This is a genomic window from Slackia piriformis YIT 12062, from assembly GCF_000296445.1.
Taxonomy (GTDB): domain Bacteria; phylum Actinomycetota; class Coriobacteriia; order Coriobacteriales; family Eggerthellaceae; genus Slackia; species Slackia piriformis.
The window spans coordinates 142,072-157,726 of the sequence record NZ_JH815198.1 but is presented as its reverse complement, the minus strand read 5'-3'; the positions used below and the strand labels follow the sequence as shown (position 1 = coordinate 157,726).

General features: G+C 56.9%; 13 protein-coding genes. 1 reads left to right on the top strand and 12 read right to left on the bottom strand.

The genetic code is table 11. The annotated features are described in order from the left end of the window. Positions 1 to 493: 493 nt before the first annotated feature. On the top strand, positions 494 to 2,158 hold the full coding sequence (locus HMPREF9451_RS00720; RefSeq protein WP_009138380.1) for an FAD-dependent oxidoreductase: 1,665 nt from the start codon (positions 494 to 496) through the stop codon (positions 2,156 to 2,158). A 232-nt stretch (positions 2,159 to 2,390) separates the two neighbouring features. Here HMPREF9451_RS00720 and HMPREF9451_RS00715 read toward each other — a convergent pair whose 3' ends face one another. The 12 genes from HMPREF9451_RS00715 to HMPREF9451_RS00660 form a co-directional block, all read right to left on the bottom strand. Further along, on the bottom strand, positions 2,391 to 2,834 hold the full coding sequence (locus HMPREF9451_RS00715; protein ID WP_009138379.1) for a rhodanese-like domain-containing protein: 444 nt from the start codon (positions 2,832 to 2,834) through the stop codon (positions 2,391 to 2,393). 59 nt (positions 2,835 to 2,893) lie between these two features. Further along, positions 2,894 to 3,445: a metallophosphoesterase family protein gene (locus HMPREF9451_RS00710; RefSeq protein ID WP_009138378.1), complete on the bottom strand. Its 552-nt coding sequence runs from the start codon at positions 3,443 to 3,445 to the stop codon at positions 2,894 to 2,896. Positions 3,446 to 3,448: 3 nt separating this feature from the next. Beyond that, positions 3,449 to 5,308 carry a DUF3825 domain-containing protein gene (locus HMPREF9451_RS00705; protein WP_009138377.1) on the bottom strand — a complete coding sequence of 620 codons (1,860 nt, stop codon included), beginning with the start codon at positions 5,306 to 5,308 and terminating at the stop codon, positions 3,449 to 3,451. A gap of 323 nt (positions 5,309 to 5,631) precedes the next feature. After that, a complete protein-coding gene (rlmH, locus tag HMPREF9451_RS00700) occupies positions 5,632 to 6,102 on the bottom strand; it encodes a 23S rRNA (pseudouridine(1915)-N(3))-methyltransferase RlmH (protein WP_009138376.1) in 471 nt (156 codons plus the stop codon). A 253-nt stretch (positions 6,103 to 6,355) separates the two neighbouring features. Further along, positions 6,356 to 6,904, bottom strand: a complete 549-nt coding sequence (locus HMPREF9451_RS00695; protein ID WP_009138375.1) for an NYN domain-containing protein — start codon at positions 6,902 to 6,904, stop codon at positions 6,356 to 6,358. 10 nt (positions 6,905 to 6,914) lie between these two features. Then, positions 6,915 to 7,676, bottom strand: a complete 762-nt coding sequence (gene rlmB / locus HMPREF9451_RS00690; RefSeq protein WP_009138374.1) for a 23S rRNA (guanosine(2251)-2'-O)-methyltransferase RlmB — start codon at positions 7,674 to 7,676, stop codon at positions 6,915 to 6,917. Continuing rightward, on the bottom strand, positions 7,669 to 8,145 hold the full coding sequence (locus HMPREF9451_RS00685; protein WP_009138373.1) for a pyridoxamine 5'-phosphate oxidase family protein: 477 nt from the start codon (positions 8,143 to 8,145) through the stop codon (positions 7,669 to 7,671). The genes rlmB and HMPREF9451_RS00685 overlap by 8 nt, the downstream gene beginning before the upstream one ends. 125 nt (positions 8,146 to 8,270) lie before the next feature. Beyond that, positions 8,271 to 9,779, bottom strand: a complete 1,509-nt coding sequence (gene cysS / locus HMPREF9451_RS00680; protein WP_009138372.1) for a cysteine--tRNA ligase — start codon at positions 9,777 to 9,779, stop codon at positions 8,271 to 8,273. Between the two features lie 87 nt (positions 9,780 to 9,866). After that, positions 9,867 to 10,358, bottom strand: coding sequence for a 2-C-methyl-D-erythritol 2,4-cyclodiphosphate synthase (gene ispF / locus HMPREF9451_RS00675; protein ID WP_051000998.1), 492 nt, complete (start codon positions 10,356 to 10,358; stop codon positions 9,867 to 9,869). Positions 10,359 to 10,385: 27 nt separating this feature from the next. Beyond that, on the bottom strand, positions 10,386 to 11,240 hold the full coding sequence (gene ispD / locus HMPREF9451_RS00670) for a 2-C-methyl-D-erythritol 4-phosphate cytidylyltransferase (RefSeq protein ID WP_009138370.1): 855 nt from the start codon (positions 11,238 to 11,240) through the stop codon (positions 10,386 to 10,388). A 204-nt stretch (positions 11,241 to 11,444) separates the two neighbouring features. Beyond that, positions 11,445 to 12,554, bottom strand: a complete 1,110-nt coding sequence (locus HMPREF9451_RS00665; protein ID WP_148508440.1) for an ATP-binding protein — start codon at positions 12,552 to 12,554, stop codon at positions 11,445 to 11,447. Between the two features lie 173 nt (positions 12,555 to 12,727). Then, positions 12,728 to 15,298: an ATP-dependent Clp protease ATP-binding subunit gene (locus tag HMPREF9451_RS00660; RefSeq protein WP_009138368.1), complete on the bottom strand. Its 2,571-nt coding sequence runs from the start codon at positions 15,296 to 15,298 to the stop codon at positions 12,728 to 12,730. Between the last annotated feature and the right edge of the window lie 357 nt (positions 15,299 to 15,655).

The following is a 15,655-nucleotide window of genomic DNA, read 5'->3' as shown; positions in this document are numbered from 1 at the left end:
CAAATCGCCGCAAAGAAGACGACGCCAGAAGCAAGCAGGCAGATGTGACAATGCAGCCTTGCGATACGAAAAAACCAACCTCAAGGCCAACGCTTCCAGCCCCAACCGTAGGAGGGAAAAGAACCGGGCTTAAATAACAAAGAAAGCCCCATGCCCATAAAAACGACGACCCGACGACAGCAATCGAATTTGACACCGTACGATTACTCGAAACGAAACGTCGCAAACGTGAACCAGCCAACACGTCCCCTTTTCCCCTTGCTTGCCAATATAAGCTCTCCGTTTTTACGCATTGTACAAAGACCCCCTCGTGTACACGTTGGAATCTCTTGGCATATTTCAAACGCAATGACCACGCCCATATTGTGAACAGGTATTTTGATGGCCATTCATAAAAATATACCGTTTCGTATGACGCACAAAACACAGCGATTCGCCACCATGGGAACCCATAGGTCGTGCCATTGGGGCAACGTCTACAAGGAGGGAACAGATGAACGAGAGGAAACTGAGCCGCCGCGCATTTCTCGGAACGGCAGGGGCGGCAACCGGTCTTGCCGCACTTGCAAGCTTGAGCGGATGCGCACCTAAAACGACGGGAGCCGAGCAAAGCACTGCAGACGATATCGCCGCAAACGGAGCCATGCAAACAACCGACCCTTCGAAGGCCGTATGGCCCGTTGTCGAGGAGATAGAAGTGGGAGCGGCGGGCGAAGGCAAAATTGCCTTCGTGGCCGAGCCGATCGCGGAATCGGATATCGTCGCAACCCATGATGTCGATGTCGTCGTATGCGGATTAGGGCCGGCGGGCGATGCCGCCGCGCTTTCCTGCGCCGAACATGGCCTGAAAACCGTCGCCGTCGAAAAACAGAGCACCGGCAACTACAACTCGGCGACCATCGGCGGAACGAGCTCGAAGCTGCATCAGCACTGGGGCATGACCTACGACACCGACGCATGGATCGCCGACGCCATGGTCGACTGCGCTTTCCAGGGCGACATGAGCCTGTACCGCCACTTCCTCGAGAAAAACGGCGAGGCCGTCGATTGGTACATCGGACACTTCGACAACCAGAACCTCGACGACTACCCGCTCACGTTCGCCGCAGGAGACTTCCCCGATTTTCGCGACGAATACGACAAAACATCGCTTTCGCGCTCGTGGAACACATCGCTCAACCTGCCCTATCCTCCCGGCGACCTTGCAGGGATTCTGGCAGGAATCCTCGAAAATGCAGGAGTTGAAATTCGCTACAGCTGCCCGGCATGCCAGCTCGTGTCCGACGATGCGGGAAAAGTAACCGGTGTCATCGTGAAAAGCGAGCAAGGCTTCGAGAAATACAACTGCGCGAAAGGCGTCGTGCTGGCCACCGGCGGATACGAATTCAACCAGCAGATGCTCAAAGAGCGCTGCCGTCCGCGCAGCGTACCGGGCAGCTGGCTTACGGGCGCATTCGGAAACACCGGCGACGGCCACCAGATGGGCATTGCCGTCGGGGCCGCCGAAGACGAATTTCCCCAGCCTATCATGCTCGACCCCGAACAGCTTATGCCGTATCTGCGCGTCAATAAGCTGGGTAAGCGATTCACCCCCGAATACGAACCCTACGGCCACCTCGCGCTTGCAATTCAGGCGCAGCCCGGAACCTACGACTTCTACATCGTCGACGACGCCATCGACGAGAAAATCGACAAGATCTGGACGCCGAGCTCTTCATGCTACGGTCCCAAGGAAGCCTGGACGGCCGCCGCGCGCAGTGAAAAAGCCTTGAAAGCCGATACGCTCGAAGAGCTTGCTGAATTGATGGAAGTGCCAGTAGATGAGTTCGTGGCCTCCATCGAGCGATGGAACACCATGGCCGCCGCCGGAAAGGACGAAGACTTCGGCTTCCCCGGCGACATGATGATGACCATCGATACCCCGCCCTATTACGCCACGAAAGAATTTGCCGACGGGCTTTGCACCGCGGGAGGTTTGCTCGTGGACACCGAATGCCGCGTCCTCGACAAGAATCGCACCCCCATCGAAGGCCTTTTCGCAGCGGGCGTGGTTTCGGGCGGCATGTTCTACAACACGTACCCGCACAATCTGAACTGCCTCTCTCATACGCGCAATTGCCTAATGGGCTACACCATCGGAGAAGTACTCGGCGCTTAGCAGCCCCTCCTCTCGACGCATGGACGAACAAGGCTTTCGCCCGTCCATGCGTCGTCCAAGCTGCCGGAAACGAAAAAACGTCGTAATTGAACGGCATACCAAAAACGAGGAAGCCCGCCTTGCGCGGACTACCTCGTTTTTCGTTTTCACACCGTGCACGCGCGCAAATCAAACACCTGTAGTTCCTTTAGCAGTTGCAAGCGCCAAAATACGCACGATTGCCTTCGCATGCTCAGTCGTGGTCGTGGCCGCAACCGCAGCCGCCCCCATGTGCAACAACGTCGGACGCCGCAAGCGCCGCCGCCACAGCCTGCTCTTCCGCAGTGGTCACCACGTCGTAAGGCCATTCGTCAAGAGCGCCGGCGTCGTAGACGTTCACGTAGCCGATCGCTTCCATGTGCTGCAGCACCTGCGCACTGCGCTCTCCATGGCCGCTATAGAGCAGGATGACCGATGCGTCATCGGAAAGCTCCATGCCGCGCATGTTCGCGATAGCATCCAGTCCGCGCTCGCCAAGCGCCTCGTCGTAAAGGCAATCGAGCATCTCTTCGGCGGGCATGCACCCGGCGCCGGGAATATGCCCAGCATCGAAATCTTCTTTGCCGCGTACGTCGACAAGCAGCATATGGGGGTCATTAGCGATAATCTCCTGCACTTCAGCAGTATCGAGCTTCATAGGGAACTCCTGTCTTCATTCGCTTCGTGAAAACGCCTTGGAACAAGGCTTCCGGGCATCTAGTCGCGCGTCAATTCGACCAGGCGCGCGCTTTTCACCACGCCGTCGCAGAGCGCAAGCTTTGCCACCGTGGGCGAAGAACCGCCCCGTGGACGTGTAACCGAACCGGGACAAACAAGCAACGTCGCAGGACGGGCGGCCTTGCCTTTCACGACACGCGGGATATGCGTATGCCCATGCACCACGACATCAGGAACAGGATCGCCCGGCTGAAGCGCCGACGTACAGCCGCGAAGAGCGCGCTCCAAATCATCGGGCTTGTGCGTCACCAGGAACGACACTCCCGCCATCTTCACCGAGGCAAACTTGTCCACCGCGGCGCCATATTCCCGATAATCGTTGTTGCCCAAAACCGCCGCCACGGGCGCCAGCGTTTCAAGCTCCGCCAGAATATCGGGGCCGCAGATATCGCCCGCGTGAATGATGTGGTCGCAATCCGCAAGCTCCGCATAGGCCGATCGCGGCAACGTTCCATGCGTGTCCGAAAGGATCCCTACCAGAAAGGATCCGCGATCCGATGATGTGCAGGATGCAGCAGTGTTGGAATCCATGCCTTATTCCTCTTCGTCTTCCTCTTCGGCGGCGTCGATAATCGAAGCCGGAGAAAGCCAATCGATGTAGGGGCGGCACAGCAGGCGCGCATCCCTGTAAGCCTGAGCCATGGTGACCACGGTCTGCCCCTGGTAATTCCCCGATTTCTGCAACTCAACGACAAGTGCCACGTCCGGCGTCGGCGAATCGGTGAGAATGAGCGGAAGCAGCAGGTTCATGCTGTTCGTACGCGGGTAATACGCAGGAACAGCGGTCTTGTAATTCCAACGGACCTGACGCTTCGCGACATCGATGGCGGCATTGATGCTCGTGCTCAGCCTGTTGAAGAGACGCGTGTCGTTCTCGATGACAATACGCAGTTTCTCGAACCTATCGCCGCGCGCGCCGTCCGTCAAATCCTCAATACCGGCAAGAATACCGAGGCATTCCTGGGAAGAGGCAAGCTCATCGCGCAGGAAATTCACCGGCAGTCTGTGCACGTTGTCTACAACAATGTGATGGACATCGCAAACAACCTCTCGATCGAGGTCGAACAGCAGGTCCTCCTTGCGTTCAAGATAGCTCGCCGGCTGAGGAAGCGGGCTAAGCTCGCGAACCAGTCGCTTGCCGAGCCTTCCTGTACCGGCCGTGCAAAAGCCTGCAAACGACCACGCATAACGAGCCTCTTCGGGGCGCTCGGGATCGGAAGGCTCAAAGCATGCATAGATGTCCTCATAATGTCTATCCACCAGACCGGTATTGAACACGGCGAAATCCTCGTCCGACGAAAAGCCTATCTTGTCCTCGAGGGTCAGACGGTAGAACGTATAGCGGATGTAGTTGTGGAGGATGTCGTACTTACGCGTTGCCTCGCCGATGTCTTGATTGCAGAAATCCCACGGCTCATCGAGCGCCAGATTGGCAAGCGTGCGGAGGAACTCGGGCCATGTTCCAAGATAGCCGAAACGCTCGAGAGCTTTGCCGGGAATAACGCGTCGCCGAGGCCTATCCCCCGATGCGCGCGAGACGGCCTGGGAACGTGAAGCAGGCTTCGAGGAAGACCTCGTTTTCTGCTTCGACGAAGAGCCCTTGGAAGATTCCAAACGGCGCGACGGAGCTATTTCGCCCTGCGCTGGCGAGGGCAAAGCGGCTACAGACGAACGACGATCGCCCTTACTTCCTGCATCCTCATCTGTTTTCTTAGCCTCTTTAGTATCTTTTTGTTCCTTAGCTACTTTTTTATTGTTAGATTCATTTTTGTTGTTTGTTGCTTTTTCGCTTCTGATTCCATTTTTATCTTTAGAATCATTTTCATCTTTAGTAGCTGAAACTTTTTTGCTATCTTTTCCCTCTTTATCTCCCTTTGCATTTTCAGGGCTTGATTCGGCGCTTATTTCTTTTTCACTTCTAGTTTCTATTTTTTTATTACTGTTGCTTTTAGTGTTAGTTTCTTTTTTACACTTTTCTTCATCAGCAATAACTTCTGAAAAACTCTGCTTGTTGTCCTTTTCCGCATCGGAAGACGCTTCGGATGCTTCCGGCTTCTCTTCGGAACCAGAAGCGCCTTCCTGCGTATCCTCCGATTCGTCCTCTTCCGCAAGCTTTTCTTCGAACGGAGCGAACTCATGAAGAGCAAACATCGACTGCGACACTCCCCCGATTTCCTTCGTGGAAGTGCTTACGAAATCGACCATCTCCTCAAGCATCGCCTTAAGCTTCAGAAAGCCGTAGTCTTCCTTGTTGATTCCCTCGCGAACAAAACACCAACCAAGATTGGCAAGGGGGTAATCCTCATCGAAAGAAAAGTTCTTTTTCAAAATGCCGTATATGGAAAGACGGTCCTCGGCGGACATGCGAGGTTCGTCTTTTTTTCGAGCAGTCATACAAACTCCTTATGGTAAAAACAGAGCATGCGCTCCGCTGAAATTGTTATTCGGCCATCATACGAAAAAGCGCGCCCACGCTTTTGATATGCATCGAAAAAGCGGAGGCCGGAAAACCTTCGAACGTGTCTGGACAAACGATGCCAAGGCATCCGGCACCAACTCGTTCAAAGACGAAAACGTCCGACAACTCAGCCGATTTCGGTCAACCCGTGTCTTCGGCAAAACAACCCACACCGCATTTGGGAAAGAGAAAGCGAACCAGGCCTCCAAGCGGCATGCTGGAAACCTGGTTCGCCCATATTGCTTATATCGTGAAAGCTCTATTTATGGTAGGGCTCTCCGCGGCTGATTTTGAACGCGCGATATATCTGCTCTAGAAGCACCACGCGTGCAAGATTATGCGGAAGCGTGATTTTGCCGAACGATAGGTGCTCGTCCGCAAAATCGTACACACCGCGGCTCACACCGCCCGATCCGCCGACGACAAACGTAATGTCGCTTACACCGGAGAGCATAAGCGCATCCATGCGGGCGGCGATGCCTTCGCTTGAAAGTTGCTTTCCGCCCACATCGAGAAGAATAACGTGGGAATGCTCGGGCAGAGCCTCGAGGATGCCTTTGCCCTCGATCCTGCGAGCGCCCTCCTCGCCGCCGCTTTTCGCAGGGTCGCGATCGGGAATCTCCTGAACCGTTACTTTCGCGTACGCCTTCAAGCGTTTAACGTATTCGGCGCAAGCATCTACCCAGAACTTTTCCTTCAGCTTACCGACCGCTATAACGTGAATCTTCATGCCCGGCACCCCCTTTCGATAAAACTTTCGCAGAGCCATGTAACTTGTTATTGTATCCCATGCCCTTGCGCTGAACAATGCGCGAACGAGGTTGCCTTTCTTCTGAAAACGCAATCTACCTGCGCTTATATCGGTCAATCATTGCGCCAAAACCAAGAATTGCCCTAAACGATCCACCTCGCGCAAGTCATACCGGAAGAAAAGGCCACGGCAAGACGCATAAAATAGAACGAAAAAGACGCGCTGTCCGACGCTACAGAGAATCCCTCAGGGCGGCAAGTTTCGCACGAACAGATGGGGCAAGCCGATCGCTCACGGTGTTTTTAACCGCAGGGCGAGGCGTTTCATCGAGCTCGTATTCTTGATGGTTCACCTCGACCGCATGGCTAAACCCATTGGCGCTCATGCGATCGACTCCCAAACCGAAGACCGTATTCTGGATAGTGGCATCGCTGGTCACCACCATGGTTTCGATGCCACGTTCGCGCGCATCGCGGCTCAGCTTCTCTATGACCTTGTCCGCCGAATCCCCCGCTCGTGAAAACATGATGCGCACGCCGCCGACACGTTCGACAGAACCGTCGGAGAACTGATTACGACCTCCGTCGAAAACAACAACAGCATCGCAATCGCGGCCGGCGTACGCCACCACGTCGTTAATCAGGGCTTCACGAGCCCTATTGAACGCATCGTCAGCATAATCAGGGTTCGGCCCCGCATCGCGCAGACACCGATACCGCGAGCCGCTTCGCAGCACGTTGTATCCGTCTACGATGAGAAGCCTCCTTCTTGCACGAGCCATCTGAATGCGCCTAGCCCTGCGCTTTGACCGTGCTCTGGCGCATCCATTCGTACATGATGGCCGTAGCAGCCTGCGCCACGTTGAGGGAGCCAACCTTGCCCTCCTGCGGAAGCCTGGTCAGAAAATCGCAGCTTTCAAGAGTCAGGCGGGACAAGCCCTCGCCTTCGTTACCCATGACCAGGGCGATCTTGCCATGCAGCGGAGCTTCCCAGACCGTGTAGTGCGCCTCTTCGCTCGCTCCTGCAACCCAATAACCCTCGGTCTTCAGACGCTCGAGCGTCTGGGCAATATTGGAAACCTGGGCGCACTTGATATGGTTGATGGCTCCCGCCGAGCTTTTGTACGTAGCCGCCGTAACATGGGCGCTGCGCTTGTTCGGGATGATGACGCCCGACGCGCCTACGATTTCCGCCGATCGAGCGATGGCGCCGAGGTTTCCTGCATCGGTGATATGGTCAAGCACCATAATGAGCGCATTGCCGTCGTGCTCTTCAGCATGTTTCTCCGCACCGCGCAGAATCTCTTTGAAGCTGGAATACGGGTACGGAAGCGCCTGGGCCATGACGCCCTGGTGGCTACCGCGCTCGCTCATATCGTCGAGCTTACGACGCGTGACGGTTTTCACCGGCACGTTGAACTGGCGTGCCTTGCGCAGGATGTCTTTGACCTGTCCGTCTTGCTGGAGATTATCCGCCAACATGACGCACTTCATGGGCATCTGCGCACGAAGCGCCTCGATGACCGGACGTTTTCCTTCTATGTAATCAGCCATTCTTTTGTCTCTCATTCACTTTCGCACTGAGCGATTCGATATCAATACGCACCATGGCAACCTGCTTGACGCATGCCCCCAGGATGTTCGGTTGACGCTCGATTTCCCCAGGAGCAAGACGCTCCGTCAGAAAAGCAATCGTGCGACGAACCTCGTCCTCGTCTTCGAGGAAACGCGCCCTGCCGTCAACGGCGACGCTTTCGTAATACGTGGTGATGCGCGAGCCGTCAATCGTTTCGTTTGCTACGGCAAAGTACCTGACGAACGGGTTGTCATGCAAGCATTTCCAGCGCATTCCTTCGCGCGCACAATGAAAATACAGGCAGTGCTCCTTCGGGCTGTACACGGCATTCACCGCCGTCGAGTACGGCCTTCCCTGAGCGTCGACCATAGAAAGAACGCCCCAATGGGTCTTTTCGAGAATCTCTACTGCACGCTCTTCACTAACCATTCGCTGCGGACGAGACATGGCGCCCCCTTTCTTTATGCTGCACCATTGTACTCGTCCTCAGACCGCACGTAAAAACGGGACAGGGGCTTTTGCCCGCTGTCCCGCATCCGATAAGACGATCGCGGCAACAAACGCCGCGCCGTCTAGCAGCTATACGAAACCTTCGCGCCCTGAGGGGTGTCCTCGATTGTGAAGCCCAAGCCGCACAAACCGTCGCGCACGGCATCGGCCACCGCCCAGTTCTTCTCAGCACGTGCGTCGGCTCGTGCTTCGAGCAGAGCATCCACCGCCTCCGCGGCGTCTTCGCCCTCGAAGCCCGCAACTTCGCGGGCGAGGTCCACGACCTCAGCGGGATATGCGACTTCCGCCTTAGCGGGGGCCACATCAATGCCCAACACGCCCATGAGCTCGATAATCACATCGCGCACGGATTCGAGATTGGCGACATCGGCGGGCCCAAACGTCGCCGTGCCGAGCGCCGCGTTCACTTCGCCAACGAATCCGAAGATAGCACCCAAGGCGCCAGCGGTATTGAAATCGTCGTCCATGGAGGCGGCGAAAGCCTCGCGGACATTCTTGACGGCTTTCTCGAACGTGAACCCTTCGGTTTCGGGAACGAACGCCGGGGCGTTCTCATCAGGATGGGATGCCAGCCAATCCATGCGATCGATGCAGCAGCACAAACGACCCAGCGACGCGCCCGCCTCGTCGAGGCGCTCTTTGCTGAAATCGAGCGGGCTGCGATAGTGCGTCTGCATCATAAGCATGCGCAAAACACGCGCGTCGCACTCCTTAAGCACGTCGCGCAGCAAAAGGAAGTTGCCCAGGCTCTTGGACATCTTCTCTGAGTTGATCTGCAGCATGCCGCCGTGCATCCAGTAGTTGGAGAACGTGCATCCACACGCCGCCTCGCTCTGAGCGATTTCGTTCTCATGGTGCGGGAACGCCAGGTCGGCACCGCCGCCGTGAATGTCGAGCGGCATGCCCAAGTACTTGCGGCTCATAGCGCTGCACTCGATATGCCAGCCCGGGCGACCCTGGCCCCAGGGGCTTTCCCAGCTTGGCTCGCCCGGTTTGGCGGCCTTCCACACGGCGAAATCGAGGGGATCGCGCTTGCGGTCTTCAAGACCCTTGCCGTCGGCGCGCAGTTCGCGATGGCCGCCCTCCATCTCATCGATGTTGCGGTTGGAAAGCTTGCCGTATTCGGGGAACGAACGAACGCTGAAATACACGTCGCCCTCCACCTCGTAGGCATGGCCCTTCTCGATGAGGGTCTCTACGAGCTTGATCATCTCGTCGATCTCTTCGGTGGCTTTCGGGCGGATATCGGGGTCTTTAACGCCGGCCGCGCGCATGTCGGCGATGAACGCCTCGGTGTATTCGGCGGCAACTTCGGCGGCGGTGCGGCCCTCTTCGTTCGCCTTCGTGATAATTTTGTCATCGACGTCGGTGACGTTTTGCACGAAGGTCACGTCGTAACCGCTCCATTCCAGGTAACGACGAACCGTGTCGAAGCTGATGAACGTGCGGGCATTGCCGATGTGAATGTAGTTATAGACCGTAGGGCCGCATACGTACATGCCCACTTTGCCCTCGCGTGCGGGAACGAAATCGCGCTTGGCGCGCGCCTGCGTATCGTAAATGCGAATCATAGATGCAATCCTCTTCTTCTCAAAACGCCGAAGCGTCATTATTCAACGAACCGTGCATCACCCTTGGATGCAACGAAATGCGCCGGCCTATTCCGCCGGCTCGCTACACTTCTTCGCCAAAAGGCACACAGCCTGCGCCGAGATGCCTTCTTCGCGGCCCTCGAAGCCAAGACGCTCCGTAGTGGTAGCCTTCACGCCCACAGCGTCCACGGAAACGCCTATGGCACGCGCCAGGTTTTCCCGCATGGCATCGCGATGGGGCGAAAGCTTGGGGGCCTGCGCGGCGATCACGCTGTCAACATCCACGATTTCGAAGCCAAGACCGCGCACGTGCGCTGCAACTTCTGCCAGAAGTTTCAGAGAATCAGCGCCGGCATACGCCGGGTCGGTATCCGGGAAAAGCTTGCCGATATCGCCTGCGCGCGCAGCACCGAGAATAGCGTCAGAAATAGCATGCGCAAGCACATCGGCATCGGAGTGCCCGAGCAGTCCCTTGTGATGGGGAATTTCGACTCCGCCCAAAATGAGCTTGCGGCCTTCGGCGAACGCATGGACGTCGTAGCCCAAGCCAACGCGCATCTGCGAAACATTCGTCACTATGCCACCCTATCCTTTCATGAGGCCAGAGGAATCGACCGCCGCCGCGAGCATAAGATAATCCTCGGGCACGGTAAGCTTGATATTGTCGCGCTTGCCCTCGACCACGAGCACTTTGCCGCCCAGACGTTCAATCAAGGAGGCGTCGTCGGTGCCCACGAATCCATCGCGCAGAGCGGATGCATGAGCACGGCGATACACGCCGCTGCGGAAAACCTGCGGCGTTTGGGCGTTCCAGAACACGCGACGGTCGGGCGTCCCCACGATGCAGTTGTTCTCGACAACCTTCAGCGTGTCCACGGCAGGCGTCGCCACAATGGCTCCGTCCGCATCCACCATGCCCTTGAGCGTGTTGATTGTATGAGCGATCAGATCGGGGGAAACAAGCGGACGTGCGCCGTCATGCAAAATGACGTATTCGTACTCTTCGGGAACGAATTCAAGGCCGGAAAACGCGCTCTCCTGACGAGAGCTTCCCGAGGGAGCCATAATAAGCGGCGTCACGAACTCAAACGGATCGATGGCGCGCTCGCGGTATTCGTCCGTGCGATCGGGCGGACACACCACCACGATCATGCCGATATCCTCCACGGCGTCAAATGCCGCGACGGACCACGAAAGAATAGGACGACCTGCAATTTCCACCAGCTGCTTGCCGCCTTCGTGACCGAAGCGCTCTCCCGAGCCGCCTGCAAGAATAATAGCGGCCGTCTTGGGCTTCTTTCCTACAACACCGCGGAATTGGGAAGATGCGGTTTCGGAAGCATCTCCCCCAAGTGTCATAGCGGACGCCACATCCACCAACACAGAAGGCAGAAAGACAGGATCTTCAGGATAGATTTTTCCGTCGCTGAAATTGTTCATTGCTTTCCTCCGTCGCACGCATCGAGCCGTAGCAAACCCGAAACCCGTAGACCGAACACCGTTTATAAAGTAATTATCTTATCCCATCGAGCAGTATCGCGAAGCGACAAACGCAAGAAGCAGCAAACGAACTGCACGGATGTCTTCTTCGTCAATTTGCAAGTTCATCCGAACGTTCGATTTCTGCCCACGAACGTTTTTTCGCTACTCCTGCTCTTCTTTCAGCCTCTGCTCGAGATAATCTCGAAACACCGGCATGTCGAAGCGCACGTATCCTTTGCTGTATTCGCCGATGACGCCCTGGGCTAGCAGGCGGCGCTTGTACTGCGACGCATAGTTGCTTTTCACGCCCATGCGCCGGGATATCGCGGCAAGAGAGCTGTCCTGCGAATCGGGCAGCATGGCTGCAAGAAAACGCTTGTCTCCGTCGGACAGTTCGCGATACGTGTATTCCAGGATGCCTTCAATCATCTCGCGTTTCGCAAGCTCGATGCCATGGCGCGCGTCCGCGAGCGCGATCTGTTCGCTGCGCGGGTTTTCCGCCCACATGCGATAGCCCACGAGCTGCATCATATAAGGAAAACCGTCGATAACCCCAACCGCCTCATCCAGCGCTTCGGCGGAAATGCTTCTCCCGCCTTCGTTGACGGTAAGCAGTAAGGCATCGCGAATCTCGCCGTCGGGGATGCGCCCCAGCACATGCTTTCGCGCGCGGCGCAGAAACGACACGTCGTCGTCGCCGAACAGGGCCGACACCGCCTGAGGCAGGCCGGCCATAAGCAACGCCACCTTGCGGCCCTCGGTGACGAAATGCTGATACACCTGGGCAAGCCTCTTCATCTCGGGGACGGTCACCTTCACTTCGTCCACCGTGATAAGCAGGCCGATGTCTTGTTCGGCCAATTGGTCGAGCAGCGCATTCATCTGCGTACGCCAATTGCCCACGCGCGGCGCTTCGTTATCCCATTCGAAGCTGACGAACTGCCCGATAGAAACGCCCGAAAGCTTGCGACCGTCCAACGCATCGAGGAAGGTGCGCGCCGACACCAGCGCCTGGTCAAGAATGTCTTCGAGCATACCTTCCGCAGCAGTGGTACGAGCGGTTATCCACCCCTGCGATTCGGCTTCGGAGGCCATGAACGAAAGCAGCGCTGTTTTCCCGGCGCCTCGAGCGCCGGAAACGATAGTGCATAGATTCGGATCGCCCAAGCCGTTGGAAAAAGCGCTCGAAAGCTCTTCGATAAGCGCTTCGCGTCCGGCCATAAAAGGCGGAATGATGCCGAACGTCGGAGTAAACGGATTCGCCATGCCCATGAACCTCGCCCCTTTCATGCATGCCCACAATGGCTTTTGCATCTTTTGCAAACTTTTGCATCTTTTGCAAACTTTTGCAAGCTTTGCAGACGAGCTGGATTAGAGCAACAAGGAAAGGGGCCTTACGCCCCTTTCCATCATGTAGGTTTCAGTTGTAAGAACGGCACGATTCGCTAATCAGCCGCACCGCCGCTTGAAGCGCCCGACCCCGAATAGCCGGCATAACCAAGGTCGAACTGCGGAAGCAGGCTTTCGGCCTCTCGCGCAATGCTGTCGCGTTTGCGCGGCGCGGGAATCTCTCCCTCGCCTTCCGAGAACACCAGCTTGCCGTCGACGAAGTCCACGTCGATGACAGACCCCGCATGCCACCTTCCCTCAAGAATCTGCTCGGCAATCTCATCCTCGAGCAGACGCTGAATGGCGCGACGAAGCGGACGAGCACCCATGGAGGTATCGGTGCCCTCTTCGGCAATATGCTTGCGCGCAGCAGGCGTGAGGTTGATCGTCATATCCTGAGCAATCAAGCGATCGCGCAGGTCGGCAACCATAAGGTCGACGATCTGACCGATTTCTTCAGCCGTCAGGCTCTTGAACACGATGATTTCATCAAGGCGGTTCAGGAACTCGGGACGGAAAAGCTTCTTCATCTCGCTCATGACGCGGCTCTTGATTTCCTTATCGGAAAGGCCGGCCTGAGAATCAGGCGCGAAACCAAGTGGGGCGCCCTGCGCGATTTCGCGAGCACCCACGTTCGACGTCATGATGATGACCGTGTTGCGGAAGTCCACCGAACGACCCTGAGAGTCGGTCAAGCGACCCTCTTCAAGAATCTGCAGCAAGATATTGAAGACATCGGGATGCGCTTTCTCGATTTCGTCAAAGAGCACCACCGAATACGGACGCTGACGCACGGCCTTGGTAAGCTGGCCGCCCTCGTCGAAGCCAACATAGCCCGGAGGAGAACCGACCAGACGGCTGACGCTGTGCTTCTCCATGTACTCGGACATGTCGAACGAAATGAGCGCCTCCTCGCTATTGAAGAGAAACTCGGCAAGTGCCTTGGAAAGCTCCGTCTTGCCCACGCCAGACGGGCCCAGGAAGATGAAGGAGCCAGCAGGACGCTTGGGGTCCTTCAGACCGCTTCTGCTGCGGCGGATGGCCTTCGAAAGCGCCGTGACCGCCTCTTCCTGGCCGATGATGCGTTCGTGTAAAACGCCTTCCATGCGCAGAAGCTTCTCAGTCTCGGCCTCAGTGAGATTGCTGACAGGAACACCCGTGGACATGCTCACCACGTCGGCGATCTCCGCCTCAGTGACCTCGGAGGTCGCGCGATCCGCCTCTTCGGAAAGTTTCTTTTCGGCCTCCTCGCGACGGGTAAGAATGTCCTTTTCCTTGTCGCGCAGCGATGCGGCGCGTTCGTAATCTTGCGCGGAAATGGCTTCTTCCTTCTCCGTGCGCAGCGCGCGAAGCTCGTCGTCGATGGCGCGAACCTCATCGGGAAGCACGCGGTTGCGAATGCGCATGCGCGCGCCCGCTTCGTCAAGAACGTCGATGGCCTTGTCCGGCAGGAAGCGATCTTGGATGTAGCGATTGGAAAGCTTCACCGCAGCATGAAGGGCTTCATCAGAGAAGCGCACATGATGATGCGCCTCGTAGCGATCTCGCAAACCGTCGAGGATGCGAATGGCCTGCTCTTCGTTCGGCTCGCCCACTACGATGGTCTGGAAGCGTCGTTCGAGCGCCGAATCTTTCTCAAGGTGCTTGCGATATTCCTCGATGGTGGTAGCGCCAATGACCTGAATCTCGCCGCGCGACAGAGGCGGCTTCAGAATAGCGGCAGCATCGATGGAGCCTTCGGCCGAACCTGCGCCGATAATAGTATGCATCTCGTCAATGAAAAGAATGGTGTTGCCGTCTTTGACGACTTCTTTGATAACCTTCTTCAGACGCTCCTCGAATTCGCCGCGATATTTGCTGCCGGCGACCAGCGCCGAAACATCAAGCGTCACTACGCGCTTACCGCGAATGATATCCGGGACCTGATCGGCTACGATCAACTGCGCCAGACCCTCAACAACCGCCGTCTTGCCAACGCCCGGCTCGCCAATGAGCAAAGGATTGTTCTTTTGACGGCGCGAAAGCACCTGCATCACGCGCTCGATTTCAGCCGCACGCCCGATGACCGGATCGAGCTTGCCCTTGCGCGCCTTTTCGGTCAGGTCGGTGCCGAATTCCTCCAGCATGCTGGATTCCGCCTGAGGCTCACCGCCACCGAAGAACGGCAGGCCTGCAGCAACCGGCGTAGGCTGCCCCACAAGGTCATTCAGCGCGGAACGAACCTTGTCAACCGAAACATCGAGCTTGGCAAGCGCGTCTATCGCACCGCCTTCGCCTTCGCGAATGATGCCCAGCAGCAAATGCTCGGTTGAAATATAGCTCTGCCCCATCTGCATGGCCTCGCGCAGAGAATGCTCCAGGATTCTTTTGACGCGCGGGCTGAACGAAAGATGATCGACCGGGCTGGATGCCCTGGTCGACTCGTTCATCTCGCGAATGACCTTGAGAGCTCCTTCGTAGGTCACGCCGACATGCTCAAGCGCTTGCGACGCCATGCCTTCGGGTTCTTTGGCCAAGCCAAGCAGCAGATGCTCGCTGCCCACATGGGGCTGGTTCAAAGAACGAGCCTCCTCTTGGGCAAGCACGAGCACATGGCGCGCTTTATCGGTAAATTTTTCGAATGCCATAAACGGCCCCGTTTCTCAAACGTGCTGCGCCCGAGCAATCGTCCGCAACGAACGACCCCGAACGCCCTCGCTGTACAGCTCGGTGAAACTCTAACGTAATTCTACGTAATCCTAGCACTCATGCTGAACGAGTGCCAATACGCAAGCGCGTCGATGCCATTTCGTTACACCGCATTCACATGCTTTCCTTTTCTTTTAGAACGAGGAGTGTATGTCGTATTTCGAAATGGCGTTGCACTCAAAAGGCCCGGCGAACGAAACGCCAGGCCTTTTGAAAAACACTCTATGCGCGTTGGAACAAGCGCCCACTCGTCACGATTCCCGTCGCAGCATGCAGCATGCCATGCGCATTCGCGG

What these genes read in the sequence shown, in the direction of transcription:
- HMPREF9451_RS00720 (WP_009138380.1), top strand. Translation starts at nt 494, where the DNA reads ATGAACGAGAGGAAACTGAGCCGCCGCGCATTTCTCGGAACGGCAGGG.
- HMPREF9451_RS00715 (WP_009138379.1), bottom strand. Translation starts at nt 2,834, where the DNA reads ATGAAGCTCGATACTGCTGAAGTGCAGGAGATTATCGCTAATGACCCC.
- HMPREF9451_RS00710 (WP_009138378.1), bottom strand. Translation starts at nt 3,445, where the DNA reads ATGGATTCCAACACTGCTGCATCCTGCACATCATCGGATCGCGGATCC.
- HMPREF9451_RS00705 (WP_009138377.1), bottom strand. Translation starts at nt 5,308, where the DNA reads ATGACTGCTCGAAAAAAAGACGAACCTCGCATGTCCGCCGAGGACCGT.
- rlmH (WP_009138376.1), bottom strand. Translation starts at nt 6,102, where the DNA reads ATGAAGATTCACGTTATAGCGGTCGGTAAGCTGAAGGAAAAGTTCTGG.
- HMPREF9451_RS00695 (WP_009138375.1), bottom strand. Translation starts at nt 6,904, where the DNA reads ATGGCTCGTGCAAGAAGGAGGCTTCTCATCGTAGACGGATACAACGTG.
- rlmB (WP_009138374.1), bottom strand. Translation starts at nt 7,676, where the DNA reads ATGGCTGATTACATAGAAGGAAAACGTCCGGTCATCGAGGCGCTTCGT.
- HMPREF9451_RS00685 (WP_009138373.1), bottom strand. Translation starts at nt 8,145, where the DNA reads ATGTCTCGTCCGCAGCGAATGGTTAGTGAAGAGCGTGCAGTAGAGATT.
- cysS (WP_009138372.1), bottom strand. Translation starts at nt 9,779, where the DNA reads ATGATTCGCATTTACGATACGCAGGCGCGCGCCAAGCGCGATTTCGTT.
- ispF (WP_051000998.1), bottom strand. Translation starts at nt 10,358, where the DNA reads ATGCGCGTTGGCTTGGGCTACGACGTCCATGCGTTCGCCGAAGGCCGC.
- ispD (WP_009138370.1), bottom strand. Translation starts at nt 11,240, where the DNA reads ATGAACAATTTCAGCGACGGAAAAATCTATCCTGAAGATCCTGTCTTT.
- HMPREF9451_RS00665 (WP_148508440.1), bottom strand. Translation starts at nt 12,554, where the DNA reads ATGGGCATGGCGAATCCGTTTACTCCGACGTTCGGCATCATTCCGCCT.
- HMPREF9451_RS00660 (WP_009138368.1), bottom strand. Translation starts at nt 15,298, where the DNA reads ATGGCATTCGAAAAATTTACCGATAAAGCGCGCCATGTGCTCGTGCTT.